Here is a 12,880-nt window from a genome sequence, read left to right as displayed (position 1 = left end):
TGATGGGGCCGTCTGTTGGTTTTTGCCGTCTGGAACGAGGTCAAACTGAAGTTGTCACCTACTGAGGTGGGGCAGAACCGAAGATGGCGTGCCGCGAAGGGATTTGCCACCTGTCACGTCATCCGGAATTGCCTAGTGGCGCAGCAGAAAGCGGCGCTGAGCCCTGGCAGCGCGGCTGACCGTGGCTTTCATTTCAGGCGCGTGTCAGGCAGTTTGCTATGCTGCGAACCATGACGATGGTACGCCAAACCAAGCAGCGCCAGGCGGTCATCGAGGTGTTACGCGCAGCCCGCTGTCATCCCGACGCCGCTTGGATTCATTCCGAAGTCCGCAAACTCCAGCCCACAGTCAGCCTGGGGACGGTTTACCGCACCCTGGACGCCCTGGTGCGCGACGGAATCGCAGTGACCATCGAGCGTACAGGCGGAGCGACCTGCTACGATTTCTGCCACGAGGAAGACCACCATCACCACGCCGTGTGCCGCCAGTGCGGAGCCATTTTTGATATTGACGCTGCGCTGGTGCCACCTCTACCTCAGGGCGCTCTGCCTGCTGGCTTTACCGTGACCGACGTGCGGCTGGAATTCATGGGGGTCTGTCCCTGCTGCGAGGCTGGAGCGGGCCGCACTGACGCCCAGGCCGCCAGCACTCCGGCGCAGAGCACTCAGGCACCAAACATTCAGGCACAGGAACCTGCCACTTCTTGACGGGTTCTCCTTCTCCTTCCGGCGCTGGCCCCCGGCCCGTCTCGGTCCGTTCCGACTTTGAGGAAGGGCCAGGGCAGGGAGAGCCGTTTCGCTGGCCGCTTGGACCATTTTTGCTGGGCTGGGCGCTCAGTACGGCGGCGGCCCTGTTGGTGCGCTGGGGCGGTCAAAGCCTGCTGAGTGATCCCTGCCAGGGCCACACTGTGCTGGCCCTGCTGATGCCGCTGCTGCTGGGCCCTGGGGGCCTGGGCCTGGCCGCTTCGCAGTGGAACAACCGGCCCCGCGCGATGTTCGGCCTGGGCATGGTCATGGCCTCTTTTGTGCCCACGCTGCTGCTGTCGGCCCAAGACATCGGGCAGCTGCGGAATCTGGGCTGCGCGGGCGGTTACTTGATTGTGTCGGAGCCAGGCGGCAAGCAGCTGAGTGAAATCACACTGGCGGCTGGGGAAAGCCGCGAGCTCGAAGGCCGCATCGGCGGTTATCAGCGCGCCAGTCATCCCGGCACCTTCTTGCTTCAGGGCCAGAGCATGAGCAGCGACCTGGTCGTAGATCTGCCAAAAACAGCCGTGCACGCTGGCGAACTGTTCCCGGTCAGGATTCGGGCCAAAGAGTCGGCGGTCAGCAACCGCTTTGACTGGGGGGTACAGGCCAAATACCAGCCCACGCCCGGCGAGAGCGGCAACGCGGCCAAGATTGAAACCAGCGGCAAAGTCGCGGTGACCATCATTCTGGACCGCAGCGGCAAATAAGAGCGTCAACCAGGAACAGGGCCTCTGCCTTTTCTTTGGCCCTGGCTGGGACGCTACGGCCTGTCAGACGCCATCAAAACTCTGAAGGGTTCTGACAGCTGCTGGGGGCATGCGCTCACATCCGCCTGACGGCAGCCGCTTAGAATGCCGCCATGAACCATGCAGGACAGGAGGGAGAGCCACGGCCAGTCGGAAGACCAGCACCAGACCTGAACGCTGCGCGCGTGCTGGTGCTGAACGCTTCGTATGAACCGCTTCAGGTGACCACCATCAAGCGCGCCATCACCCTGACGCAGTACGGCATTGCGGAAGTGCTGGAAGAGAGCAGCGACGTGGTGCGCTCGCCGTCCACCGTCCTGCAAGTGCCCAGCGTAATTCGGCTGCGGCGGTATGTGCGCCGGCCCAAGCCCTTTGCCGTGCCCTTTAACCGCCGCAATGTCCTGCGGCGCGACTCGTTTGAGTGCCAGTATTGCGGCAGCAGCGAGAATCTGACGCTTGACCATGTGATGCCCCGCTCGCGTGGAGGGCGGCACGAGTGGACCAACGTCACCACAGCCTGCCGCGCCTGCAACCAGCGCAAGGGAGACCGTACCCCCGAAGAAGCCCAGATGCCGCTGCGTCAGGGGCCGCGCGTGCCTTCATTCCGGGTATTCGCGCACGGCCAGTTTGCCCAGACCCAGCCGGAGTGGGACCACTACCTGCGCTGAGCTTGCCTGCCCCAGACGTTATACAGTGGGGCACCATGCGCTTTACTGCTCTGCTTGCTCCCCTGCTGGCACTGACCCTGGGCCTGCCCGGCATCTCTGCACCCAGCGCTCAGGCCGCCCAGGAAACTGTCGTCAGCATCTCTTCTGGGCCTACTTTTCCCTGGGGCCTGCTGGGAATCCTGGGCCTGATGGGACTGGCCCGCAGGCATCCCCCGCGCCGCGTCCGTGGGCCGGTGCAGGCCGCCACCACACCGGCAGATACTGAACCTTCAGACAGCTGGGAGCAGACTGGCGAACTGGGCCAACTGGAGCACCGCGTCACAGACGACTGGCCGCCTGCTGCTCCTGAGCGGGTCACGGCAGAAGCTGCAACAGCCGAACAGGTGGCGTGGTCCGAAACCCCTGACAGCGAACAGCAACCCAGCGAGCAGCGGCTCAGCGAGCGCCTGAACCAGCGTCCACCGGGCGCACCTGATCTGTCCAAACCACCGGGTCGGCGCTGAGCTTGGCTCCGAGGTCACAGCGAAGCAGGAGGCGTCTCGGCAGGCAGCAGATGCCGGTCAATAAACTCCTGCATAAAGCCGTAACCGATTTCCACACCCCGGTCCAGTTGATCCAGATGTTGCAGCTGCAATTCGCGCAGCGGGTCAAAGTCCACCAGCCACTCGGGATCGGCGTCCTGCAATTTGCGCTCTGTCAGGTGGCCCTGCGTGATGGTAAAAGCCTGCAACAAAATCTCCGGCAAGCTGGGCGACCCAGTAGAGGCCAGGCCTAGCAGGCCGCCCTTTTTCTCGTCTGGGTCTGGAAATTGCAGGTCCAGCAGCGGGGCCGTCGCGTCCAGCGCAATCACGGGCAGATCGCTGATCTGCCGCGCCAAGTCGGCGGGCACCTCATTCACGATGCCGCCATCGGTCAGCCAGTGGCCCTCACAGTGCGGCGGAAATACCGCCCCGGTAAAAGCACTGCTCGCCATGATGGCAGGCACCAGTGGCCCCGTGCGGAAGGTGATTTCTTCGCCGGTCTGGATGTCGGTGGTGGGCATGATCAGCGGCAGCGCCAGCTCCTCAAAGGTCGGCGGCAGCACTTGCTCAAGCCACTCCTGCTGTCCCGTCGGCTGAATCAGTCCCTGCCCCAGTGTCAGGTCAAACCAGCCAGGAGGGTGGCCCTCACGCAGCAGCCGCTGGACCTCGCGGGCCGTGTGCCCCGCCGCCAGCAGCGCCGCCAGAATGGCCCCTGATGACGTGCCCGCCAGGGCCGAAAACGTGAACCCGGCGTCTTCCAGCGCCTGCAACGCCCCCACCTGATAAAAGGAGCGCGCTCCCCCACCGCTGATGGCAAGAGCGACAGGCTGAGGAGCGAGCGGACGCGGCGTCTTCATAACTTCCTATGCTAGCAGCCGCACCCCGCAACGAAAAAAGCGGCAGACGCGGCCCGCCTGACTCAGCCCTCCCCCGCTTAGCAGCGCTCGGCCACGCCGCGCAGGTGCCAGCGCTCCAGCCGCCAGCCGGGCGTGCAGTTGAGCCGTTTGATGTCGGCCACAGGCAGCACGGTGCGGGGCGTCCACCAGGTCTGCGCGGCTTTTTGCAGGCCCCAGCCTTCTCCGAGAGTGACCGCCGCATGTTCTACGCCGCGTGTGCTGCGCCAGACCAGCACCGTGCCTGCCTCCGCATCATGGCCCCCAGCAACCGCACGCTCCCGCAAAAAAGCCTCGAATGGTTCTCGCTGGATCCATTCTCCTTCTGCGCCGACCACGCCAGCCGCAGCCATGACGGTGCCAAAGCAATTGCCCGCGCTGCCCTGCGGAAAGGTTCCAGCCAACTTACGGGCACGCGGCAGCTTGGCGTGCGCCTGTTGCCAGACCCGCTCCGGCATCTGGTCACGCTGGCAGGGCACACTGAGCTGCTCCATGAGGCGAGTCAGCACGGCGGGCGAAAGCTGCGCAGGTCGCCAGAGAAAACGGCCCCGGGGCAACTCGGGAGCGATGTCCTGAAACTGCTGGCCCAGCGGTACATTTCCGCGTCCATTACGCACCTGAAAGCGCAGCAAGTCCTTTTGCTGCTTCGCTGGGAGAGCCTCCCATTGCCGCACGGTCAGCCACACGGCCCTGTCTGCGGCCGGGTCGATGGCCCAGACCGTATAGGTATCGCGTTCCTCCGGCGTGAGCTGAAGCGTCCTGGCGGCTTCAGTTGTTAGACCTGGCAGTTCCTCAGCCTGCCCAGGCGTCAGAAAAAATGGCTGCCTGGCCGCAGCAAGTAGGCCCCGCCACACTTCCAGTTGGGGTGACAGCGCTGGGATATTCAGAATCTGCATGGGCCCAATCTAGGCTGCGGCCCTCACGCCGACATCTGCCAAAAAGCTTACCCCCACCACAGCGGGCGGGGGCTTGAGGTCATGGCTCCAATTTGAAGCTACGCGCTACGGCTGACGCGTTACAGCGAGATGAGGAAGGGGTCTTCAAGCGACTCGGCAATGAAGCGCAGGAAACGGGCAGCGTCTGCGCCGTCAATCAGGCGGTGGTCGTAGGTGAGCGAGAGCGGCAGCATGTTGCGCGGCTCGAACTCGCCGGTTTCCTTGTTCCATACCGGCTCCATGCCGCCGCGCGACACACCCAGAATGGCCACTTCAGGGCTGTTCACGATAGGGGTAAAGGCGTGACCGCCGATGCCGCCCAGGTTCGAGATGGTAAAGGTCGCGCCCTGCATCTCGTCCGGCTTGAGCTTGCGCTCGCGGGCGCGCTCGGCCAGGTCGGTCAGGTCCAGCACCAGCTCGGTGATGCTCTTCTTGTCGGCGTCCTTGACCACCGGCACCAGCAGGCCGACTGGGGTATCCACCGCCACGCCGATGTTCACGAAATCCTTGTACACGACCTGCTCGTTTTGCAGGTCCAAGCTGGCCCCGAACTTGGGGAATTTGCGCAGGGCATTCGCCACCACCTTCATCAGAATGTGGGTCATGGTGAGCTTGCCGCCCGCCTTCTGCACGCGCTCGCCGTAGCGCTTGCGGGTTTCTTCCATCACGGTCACGTCGGCCTTGTCAAAGTGCGTAACCATCGGAATGGTGGTCCATGCGGTGGTCATGGAGCGCACGGTGGCCCGGCGGATGCCGTTCATGTCCTCGCGGGTCACGTTGCCCCACTTGGAGAAATCAGGCAGCGGCTGGGCTGCTGGGGTAAACGCGGCGGCAGCGGGAGCCTGGGCCACAGCAGCGGCTGCCTGCACACTGGGGCTGCCTGCTGTGCGGCGCACGTCTTCTTCGCTGATACGGCCAGCAATGCCGGAACCCTGGACGGTGTGGATGTCCACGTCCATTTCGCGGGCCAGGCGGCGCACGCTGGGCGCAGCGGCCACGATGGAGCGGCCCTCGTAGGTCTTGGGGTTCTGTGTTCCCGACTGCTGCGGCGCGGCGGCCTGGGCCGCTGGCTTGCCAGCGTCAGCGCCCGCTTCGGCTTTCTGCGCCTGTTGCTGCTCGGCGGCCACGCTGTTTTGGGTGGGCTGAGACTGGGGCTGCTGAGCCGCTGCCGGAGCACTGGCCTGTCCGCCGCTCAGGGTCAAGATGATGCCGCCGACCTGCACCTTGTCGCCCACCTTCACGGCCACGCTCTCCACCGTGCCAGCGGCAGTGCTGGGCACTTCCACCACAGCCTTGTCAGTTTCGATTTCGATGATGGGATCACCCTCGGCCACCGTGTCGCCGGGGTTCACCAAGATGGTGACCACCGTGCCCTGCTCGATGTTGTCGCCCACGTCGGGGAGCGTCACTTGCTGGCTGCCGCCCGCTGGGGCCGGTGCACCGCTGGCCTCGGCTTGCTGGGCCTGCTGCTGCTCAGCGGCCACCGCATTGGCCTGAGCGTCGCGGGGGCTGGTCGCGGTGCTTTCTTCCTGCATGGCCCGGTCACCACCGCCCGCTGCGGGGGCATCAGCACTGCCCTGTGCCGGCGCCGCAGCGCCTCCCCCACTCAGGGTCAGAATGGTGCCGCCCACGGCAACCTTATCGCCCACTTTGACGGCCACGCTCTCTACGGTGCCGCCTGCCGTCGCAGGCACTTCCACCACCGCTTTGTCGGTCTCGATTTCGATGATGGGGTCGCCCTCGGCCACCGTGTCGCCGGGGTTGACCAAGATGGTGACCACTGTGCCTTGTTCGATGTTGTCGCCCACGTCGGGCAGTTTCAGTTCAGTTGCCATGTTGGAACTCCTTGGGGAGAAAGTTGATAGGTGATGGAGGCTGATGCAGAGTCCTATTCTCCCATCAGCCCTCAGCCATTAGCGGAAAACAGGAGCTTCCCGCTCGGGGTCAATGCCCAGCTCGGCGATGGCCTGCGCCACCACTTCGCCGCCCAGCTTGCCCTCGGTCTTGAGAGCGTACAGGGTCGCCAGAACCACGTGCTTGGCATCCACCTCAAAGAAATCACGCAGTTCGGCGCGGGCTTCGGAGCGGCCAAAGCCGTCGGTGCCCAGGGTCCACAGCTTGCGGCTGAGGTGCCCATTCAGGCCGTCGGCCCCCAGCTTGACGTAGTCGCTGACCGACACCAGCACGCCGGGGGCGGTCTTTTCGTCCAGTTGCCCCGCCACGTAGGACACTTTGGCCTCCTCAGTGGGGTGCAGCATGTTCCAGCGCTGGGTGAGCAGGGCGTCTTGGTGCAGTTCCTTGTAGGAGGTCACGCTCCACAGGTCGGCGACCACACCGTACTTCCTCAGCAGTTCCACCGCTTCCTGCGCCGCTCCCATCGCCGGGCCACTTGCCAGCAGCTGGGCACGCAGCGGGGCTTTCCTGCCAGCGCCCTTGCCAGTCTCCACCTGGGCTGGCTGGAACAGGTACATCCCCCGGATGATGCCTTCACGCACGCGCTCATGGTCTTCAGGCATGGCGGGCTGGTGCTCGTTCTCGTTGTCTACAGTGACGTAGTAGAACTCGTCGATGCCGTCTACGAACATCCGCTGAATGCCACTTTCAAAAATCACGGCCAGCTCATAGGCAAAGGCTGGGTCGTAAGTCTTGAGGTTGGGCACCACGTAGGCTTGCAGGTGGCTGTTGCCGTCCTGGTGCTGCAACCCCTCGCCCGCCAGCGTGGTGCGCCCGGCGGTGGCCCCCAGAATAAAGCCACGTGCGCGCTGGTCGGCAGCGGCCCAGACCAAGTCACCCACACGCTGCATGCCGAACATGGAATACAGCATGAAAAAGGGAATGGTGGGCACGCCGAAGTGCGCGTACGCCGTACCCGCAGCAATCCACGACGCCATCGCACCGTCTTCGGTGATGCCTTCTTCGAGCATCTGGCCGTCTACAGCTTCCTTGTAGTACATCAGCGAGCCGCTGTCCACGGGCGTGTAGGTCTGGCCGCGCGGCGAGTAGATGCCTACGCGGGGCACCAGCGCGTCCATACCAAAAGTGCGGGCCTCGTCGGGCACGATGGGTACGATGTATTTGCCGATCTGCTTGTCACGCAGCAGCTTGGACATGATGGTCACGGCGGCCATGGTGGTGCTGACCTGCCGGTCCCCGCTGCCCGCCGAGAACTCCTCGTAGAACTTGCCGTCGGGCACCGTGGGGTGCGGATACTCCACGCGGCGGGCCGGCACGAAACCGCCTAGCTTCTCCCGCTGCGCCTGCACATACTTCACTTCTGGGCTGTCAGGTCCGGGGTGGTAGAACTCCAGATGCTCCACCTGCTCGTCGGTCAGGGGAATCTCCAGCAGGTCACGCAGCGCCTTCATCGCGTCAAAGTCCAGCTTCTTGACCTGGTGGGCCACGTTGCGGGCCTCGGCACTCTCGCCCAGGCCGTAGCCCTTGACGGTGCGGGTGATGATCACCGTGGGGCTGCCCTGATGCTCGGTGGCGGCCTTGTAGGCGGCGTACACCTTCTGCACGTCGTGGCCGCCACGGTTCAGCTGCGCGAGGTCGTCATCTTGCCACTCGGCAATCAGCTGTTGCAGCTCGGGCGTGTTGAAAAACTGCTCGCGCAGCTCCTTGGCTCCGAACGCGGCGTAGCGCTGCGACTCACCGTCCACCATCTTCTCGAAGCGCTGGATGATCAGCGAAGAGCCTTCTTTGGTCAGCAGCTCGTCCCACTTGCCGCCCCACACCACCTTGATGACGTTCCAGCCCGCACCACGGAACAGCGCCTCGAACTCCTGAATCACCTTGGAGTTGGCGCGCACCGGGCCGTCCAGGCGCTGGAGGTTGGCGTTCAGCACAAAAATCAGGTTGTCGAGGTTCTCGTAAGCGGCGAAGCGAATACCGCCCACCGACTGCGGCTCGTCCATCTCGCCGTCGCCCATAAAGGCCCAGACCTTGCCGCTGCCCTTCTCTTTGAGGCCCCGGTTTTCCAGGTACTTCATAAAGCGGGCTTGATAAATGGCCTGCAAAGGGCCAAGGCCCATGCTGACCGTGGGGAACTCCCAGTAATCGGGCATCAGCCAGGGGTGCGGGTAGGAGCTGAGGCCCGCGCCCTCGCTGCTCAGCTCGCGGCGAAAGCGGTTGAGGTGCCCCTCGTCAAAGCGGCCTTCCAGAAAAGAGCGCGAGTAGATGCCGGGGCTGATGTGGCCCTGGAAGAACACCAGGTCACGGTCCTTGCCCGCGTCCAGACCCCGGAAAAAGTGGTTGAATCCCACTTCCAGCAGCTCGGCACTGGATGCATAAGAGGCCAGGTGCCCGCCGATGCCGTCGGACGCTTTGTTGGCGCGGATCACCATCACCACGGCGTTCCAGCGGATGATGTTGCGGATACGCCGCTCCAGCTCCATATCGCCGGGGTATTCCGGCTGGCGGCCAGAGGAGATGGTGTTGATGTACGGAGTGCTCTGCTTGTACTCGATGGGTACGCCCCGGTCATAGGCCCAGGCGTCCAGGGCTTCCAGCAGCTCGGCACTGCGCTTGCGGCCCCCGTCGGCCAGGACATAGGCCAGCGAGTCTATCCACTCGCGGGTCTCAATCTTGTTGAGCTCCTCGCGCTGCTGCTCGGGCAGCCGCACGCGGGGAGGGATGGCAGGAAGATGGGTCATGAGAGCATTCTAGGCCGCGTGTGTCAGGGGACGCCAACAAAGGGACGGAGAACGGTTCACCAAATAAAGTGGTTAATGAGTAGGGCTGCCCCAGCTGAAGCGGCTTAGGCTTGCACCATGACTCTGCCGCTCTCCCAGACCCTTGAGCGCCTGGACCGCTGGTATGCGGCGCACACCCCGAACCTGTACCGGACCCTGCGCCCCGGCATCTCGGAAGAGGGGCTGGCCGGATACGAAGCCGGTCTGGGCGTGCCCCTGCCAGAGGACGTGCGCGAGCTGTACCGCTGGCATGGCGGCGGGCAGTATGCCTTCGTGGTGGATTTTCCCCACTTGCCTGCCGCGTTCGGGCCGCACGGCCTGGAGGACGAGGAGGCCGGGTGGGCGAGGTCACAGCCGCCCGGCGCAGTGCGGCAAGTGGCCTGGTCGGACCGCTGGCACGACCTGTTTGGGGGTGACGGCAATTATATCGTCGTGGACCTGGACCCTGGACCCAGCGGCACTTATGGGCAGCTGGTCGCCGTGGACCGCGACCATGACACGCGCTATGTTCTGGCCCCCAGCCTGAGCGCTTTCCTGGCCGAATTCCTGAAGCGGCTGGAGAGTGGGCACTGCGTGGTAGAGACAAACCCACCAAACACCTTGGAGCACATCTATCTGCTGGACCGCAGAGGCGTGCGCGCTGACCTCCGGCACGGCATCGCGGACTATTTCCCCGGTTTCGGCGCAGTGCCAGACAGTCCACAGCGGCGCAGGTGAACTACTTCTGGTGCGTCCAGACGCTCAGCGATACCTGCCCCCAGCCACCCCAGCGTGTGCCAGCCTTCCGCACACGGAAATTCAGCGTCCCATGCCCCTGCGCCAGCTTACGCTTGGCAGTGACAATAACCAGAAAACGCCCCACCGTCGGCATTTTCCCGCGAATATTGGGGGTGGTGACCTTGAGTTCATGGTCTTCGTACAAGGTCGCCTCTCCCCGCCCCCGCAGAGGCGGGATGCGAGAACTCAGCGGCCCGTACCCGGGTTCAAACCACTGACGGCTGACCTCAATGACTTCCAACTCCGTGTCAGGCGGCAGCCCCCACGGTCCAGCCGAGTTGAACTCGAACTCTACTCGGCGGCTTTCCAGTGGGTGCAAGTTAATGGCGTATTGCTCAAGGGTGTCAGGCTGGCGTTCAAGGTTGCTGAGATACACCAGCGGGTCGGGGCAAAAAGGAGTATGGCCGCACCACATCTGAATAGCGTCACTTTTGGGCGACACTGTCCATATCCCCAGCCAGAACGCCAGCGCTGCACCCAGAAGGGCAGCCCAGAGCGGAACTTGGCGCGTGGATGACCGAGGCGGAAGCGGCGTCATGCGCTCAGGCTAGCGCCCGGTGTGAGGGCTTACCGACAATCCCTATTCGCAGTTTATTGATAACGGCGTTTGCGAAATCCTCGTCTCCGACGAACTCATTAGAATTTTAGGGAAATAATCAGCCAATTTATGCCATCCTCAATAAGGTATGTCCAAAAAACGTACTCCCAACTCCGACATAATTGTTGCAACAACATTTGCAATACTCATCTTATTGGCAACACTCACCTATCAGTACACGGTAGGTCCAACATCTTGCATAGCTACCGGCGATCCTATAGGCCCGTTGGCAGCGGCAGCAGCCCTCACCTTTGCCATAAGCGTGTTCTTCTGCTAGGGAGCCCAAACAGTGCCCGACTCTGGGACAATCACAGCTTCACCACAAGGGGGACGAAGTTGCGCCGCAGTGAACTGCTCTAGAATGGTTGGGCGATGGAGCCGCTCCACCAGCCTATTCTCTACTTTTACGGGCCATCTCAGCCGGTCGTCATGCTACAGGGGCCAATTCTTCAGCTCTGTCCGGCGTGCCGGGGCGTCACTCCTCCCGCTCGCCTTTACCGTGGGGGCCGTTACGGATATGTAGGGAGCTTTGACTGCACTCACTGCGGCGCGGCTGTCACCATACTGGACCGCGACAGCCAGCCACCCATTGAGTATGTCGCTGACCATCCACAGACCGGCGAGAAAATGAGGCAACAGGTGCACTACGAGACTATTTACCGCGTTGGTGGTGGGGACTTTGAGCGCCTAGAAGGTTGGCTGGGCCAGCGCATCACACCTCAGCGCGGACAAGCACCGTTCATACCGCTTCTGCAGCGCCTGGGCCTTCAAGTAAAGAGGCATGACTGGGAGAGATTACCCTTCCATTCTCCGCCGCCCTTCACGGCGCAGATTCCTCAGCCCTTTGCAGAGTGGCTTGAGCTGTATGCTGCCGCCGAGCGAAACAGGCCGCATGATTGAACTCCGCCACCTGCGCCACTTCATCGCCCTGGCCGAAGAAGGCCACTTTGGACGCGCCGCCGAGCGGGTGTTTGTGGTGCAGCAGGCCCTGAGCAGCTCAATTCGCCGCCTGGAAGAAGAAGTGGGGGCCGAGCTGGTCGAGCGCAGCACGCGCCGGGTGGAGCTGACCCCCGCTGGACGCGAGTTTCTGAGTGGGGCCCGCGAAACCCTAGCCCTGGCCGAGCGGACAGTGGAGCGCACCCGCCGGGCGGCGCGGGGCGAGGTGGGCCACCTGACGGTGGGCTTTGTGGGCGGGCTGGTGTTCGGGGGCCTACCGGACATCGTGCGGGTGTTCAAGGAACGCTTTCCCGAAGTGGGGGTAGAACTGCGCGAGCTGAGCGCCCAGGAGCAGGAAGCCGCGCTCCGCAGCGGGCAGATTTCGCTGGGGCTACTGCTACTGCCGGTGCGCGACCCCAGCCTGGAAGCCCGGCCCCTGTGGCGCGAACCGCTGGTGGCGGCGCTGCCCGCCTCGCATCCACTGGCGGCGCACGCAGAGCTGGACATCCACGACCTGAGCAGCGAAGATTTCGTATTTTTCCCACGCTCCCAGCGGGCCACCTACTTTGACCAGGTGATGCGGTGGTGCGCCGAGGCAGGCTTCGCGCCCCGCGTGGTGCAAGAAGCGCTGGAGGTGCCTACCCTGCTCTCGCTGGTGTCGGCAGGTGTGGGCATTTTCCTGCCGATCAGCTTTTTTCAGGGACTGGGCATGAGCGGCGTGGTGTACCGCCCGCTGACCGGTGCGCCGCTGGTGGACATCGTGGCGGTGTGGCCACGCGGGCAGCAAGACGCGCTGCTGACCGCCTTTTTGGACGTGGCCTCCGAAGTGCTGGGGCCGGTGGGCCAGGCACGCAATCCAGCGACCACAGACCCAGTGAAACAGCGCTGACATTGGGCTCCTAGAGTGCAGCGATGAACAGACTTTTGCTGCTGGCCCTGTGCCTGGCGGGTTCCGCCGTGGCTGCTCCTTTCAAGTTCGTGGCTCTGGGCGACATGCCCTACAAGCTCCCTGACGACTACGCCCGCTTCGAGAGCTTGATCGGCACGGTCAATAACCTCAGTCCTGCTTTTAGCGTGCATGTCGGCGACATCAAGAGCGGCTCTACCCCGTGCAGCGACGAGAATTTCGAGAAAGTGCGCCGCGAATTTGGCCTGTTTGCTGGGCCACTGATCTACACCCCCGGCGACAACGAGTGGACCGACTGCCACCGCGAAAAAGCAGGCAAGTATGACCCCCTGGAACGCTTGGGCAAAATTCGGGAACTGTTTTTTACCTCTCAGGGGAACAAGAGCTTCGGGCAGCGCTCAGTAGGTGACAACTTCACTTCCAGCCCCTCCTGGTGGGCAAAAAGGCTGGGTCAGCAGGTCT

The 12,880-nt window shown here is 63.6% G+C and carries 11 protein-coding genes and 1 pseudogene; 7 read left to right on the top strand and 5 right to left on the bottom strand.

The window, feature by feature from the left end; translation table 11 throughout:
- The first annotated feature begins 230 nt into the window (after positions 1–230).
- From IE158_RS12555 to IE158_RS12540, 4 genes are all read left to right on the top strand, one after another.
- On the top strand, positions 231–707 hold the full coding sequence (locus IE158_RS12555) for a Fur family transcriptional regulator (protein WP_229839115.1): 477 nt from the start codon (positions 231–233) through the stop codon (positions 705–707).
- Positions 704–1,453 (top strand): hypothetical protein, encoded by a 750-nt coding sequence (locus tag IE158_RS12550; RefSeq protein WP_189644056.1) that lies wholly within the window; start codon positions 704–706, stop codon positions 1,451–1,453. The genes IE158_RS12555 and IE158_RS12550 overlap by 4 nt, the downstream gene beginning before the upstream one ends.
- Positions 1,454–1,605: 152 nt before the next feature.
- Complete coding sequence (locus tag IE158_RS12545; protein ID WP_189644055.1) at positions 1,606–2,160, top strand: HNH endonuclease; 555 nt, start codon at positions 1,606–1,608, stop codon at positions 2,158–2,160.
- Positions 2,161–2,195: 35 nt separating this feature from the next.
- Positions 2,196–2,663, top strand: coding sequence for a hypothetical protein (locus IE158_RS12540; protein WP_189644054.1), 468 nt, complete (start codon positions 2,196–2,198; stop codon positions 2,661–2,663).
- 14 nt (positions 2,664–2,677) lie between these two features.
- On the opposite strand, the gene IE158_RS12535 is transcribed toward IE158_RS12540, so the two are convergent.
- From IE158_RS12535 to aceE, 4 genes are all read right to left on the bottom strand, one after another.
- Entirely contained in the window at positions 2,678–3,538 is an 861-nt protein-coding gene (locus IE158_RS12535) for a patatin-like phospholipase family protein (protein ID WP_189644053.1), read from the bottom strand.
- A 77-nt stretch (positions 3,539–3,615) separates the two neighbouring features.
- Positions 3,616–4,470 (bottom strand): vWA domain-containing protein, encoded by an 855-nt coding sequence (locus IE158_RS12530; RefSeq protein WP_189644052.1) that lies wholly within the window; start codon positions 4,468–4,470, stop codon positions 3,616–3,618.
- A 119-nt stretch (positions 4,471–4,589) separates the two neighbouring features.
- Positions 4,590–6,344 (bottom strand): dihydrolipoyllysine-residue acetyltransferase, encoded by a 1,755-nt coding sequence (gene aceF / locus IE158_RS12525; protein WP_189644051.1) that lies wholly within the window; start codon positions 6,342–6,344, stop codon positions 4,590–4,592.
- Positions 6,345–6,422: 78 nt separating this feature from the next.
- A complete protein-coding gene (gene aceE / locus IE158_RS12520) occupies positions 6,423–9,161 on the bottom strand; it encodes a pyruvate dehydrogenase (acetyl-transferring), homodimeric type (RefSeq protein ID WP_189644050.1) in 2,739 nt (912 codons plus the stop codon).
- A 117-nt stretch (positions 9,162–9,278) separates the two neighbouring features.
- Between aceE and IE158_RS12515 the strand changes: the two genes are divergently transcribed.
- Positions 9,279–9,917 carry an SMI1/KNR4 family protein gene (locus IE158_RS12515; protein WP_189644049.1) on the top strand — a complete coding sequence of 213 codons (639 nt, stop codon included), beginning with the start codon at positions 9,279–9,281 and terminating at the stop codon, positions 9,915–9,917.
- A 1-nt stretch (position 9,918) separates the two neighbouring features.
- On the opposite strand, the gene IE158_RS12510 is transcribed toward IE158_RS12515, so the two are convergent.
- The gene (locus IE158_RS12510) at positions 9,919–10,515 is read right to left on the bottom strand and encodes a hypothetical protein (protein ID WP_189644048.1); all 597 of its coding nucleotides are present in this window, start codon (positions 10,513–10,515) and stop codon (positions 9,919–9,921) included.
- A 955-nt stretch (positions 10,516–11,470) separates the two neighbouring features.
- Here IE158_RS12510 and IE158_RS12505 point away from each other — a divergent pair.
- Together IE158_RS12505 and IE158_RS12500 are read left to right on the top strand one after the other, a co-directional pair.
- Complete coding sequence (locus IE158_RS12505) at positions 11,471–12,400, top strand: LysR family transcriptional regulator (protein WP_189644057.1); 930 nt, start codon at positions 11,471–11,473, stop codon at positions 12,398–12,400.
- 23 nt (positions 12,401–12,423) lie between these two features.
- Positions 12,424–12,880, top strand: a pseudogene (locus IE158_RS12500) (hypothetical protein); the annotation flags it as partial.

It is taken from the genome of Deinococcus piscis (assembly GCF_014653275.1).
In the GTDB taxonomy this organism is placed as follows: Bacteria; Deinococcota; Deinococci; order Deinococcales; family Deinococcaceae; genus Deinococcus; species Deinococcus piscis.
Note: the sequence above shows the minus strand (reverse complement) of the source record. Positions and strands in the feature narration are given on the sequence as shown.

What these genes read in the sequence shown, in the direction of transcription:
- IE158_RS12545 (WP_189644055.1), top strand. Translation starts at nt 1,606, where the DNA reads ATGAACCATGCAGGACAGGAGGGAGAGCCACGGCCAGTCGGAAGACCA.
- IE158_RS12535 (WP_189644053.1), bottom strand. Translation starts at nt 3,538, where the DNA reads ATGAAGACGCCGCGTCCGCTCGCTCCTCAGCCTGTCGCTCTTGCCATC.
- IE158_RS12510 (WP_189644048.1), bottom strand. Translation starts at nt 10,515, where the DNA reads ATGACGCCGCTTCCGCCTCGGTCATCCACGCGCCAAGTTCCGCTCTGG.
- aceF (WP_189644051.1), bottom strand. Translation starts at nt 6,344, where the DNA reads ATGGCAACTGAACTGAAACTGCCCGACGTGGGCGACAACATCGAACAA.
- aceE (WP_189644050.1), bottom strand. Translation starts at nt 9,161, where the DNA reads ATGACCCATCTTCCTGCCATCCCTCCCCGCGTGCGGCTGCCCGAGCAG.
- IE158_RS12555 (WP_229839115.1), top strand. Translation starts at nt 231, where the DNA reads ATGACGATGGTACGCCAAACCAAGCAGCGCCAGGCGGTCATCGAGGTG.
- IE158_RS12515 (WP_189644049.1), top strand. Translation starts at nt 9,279, where the DNA reads ATGACTCTGCCGCTCTCCCAGACCCTTGAGCGCCTGGACCGCTGGTAT.
- IE158_RS12540 (WP_189644054.1), top strand. Translation starts at nt 2,196, where the DNA reads ATGCGCTTTACTGCTCTGCTTGCTCCCCTGCTGGCACTGACCCTGGGC.
- IE158_RS12530 (WP_189644052.1), bottom strand. Translation starts at nt 4,470, where the DNA reads ATGCAGATTCTGAATATCCCAGCGCTGTCACCCCAACTGGAAGTGTGG.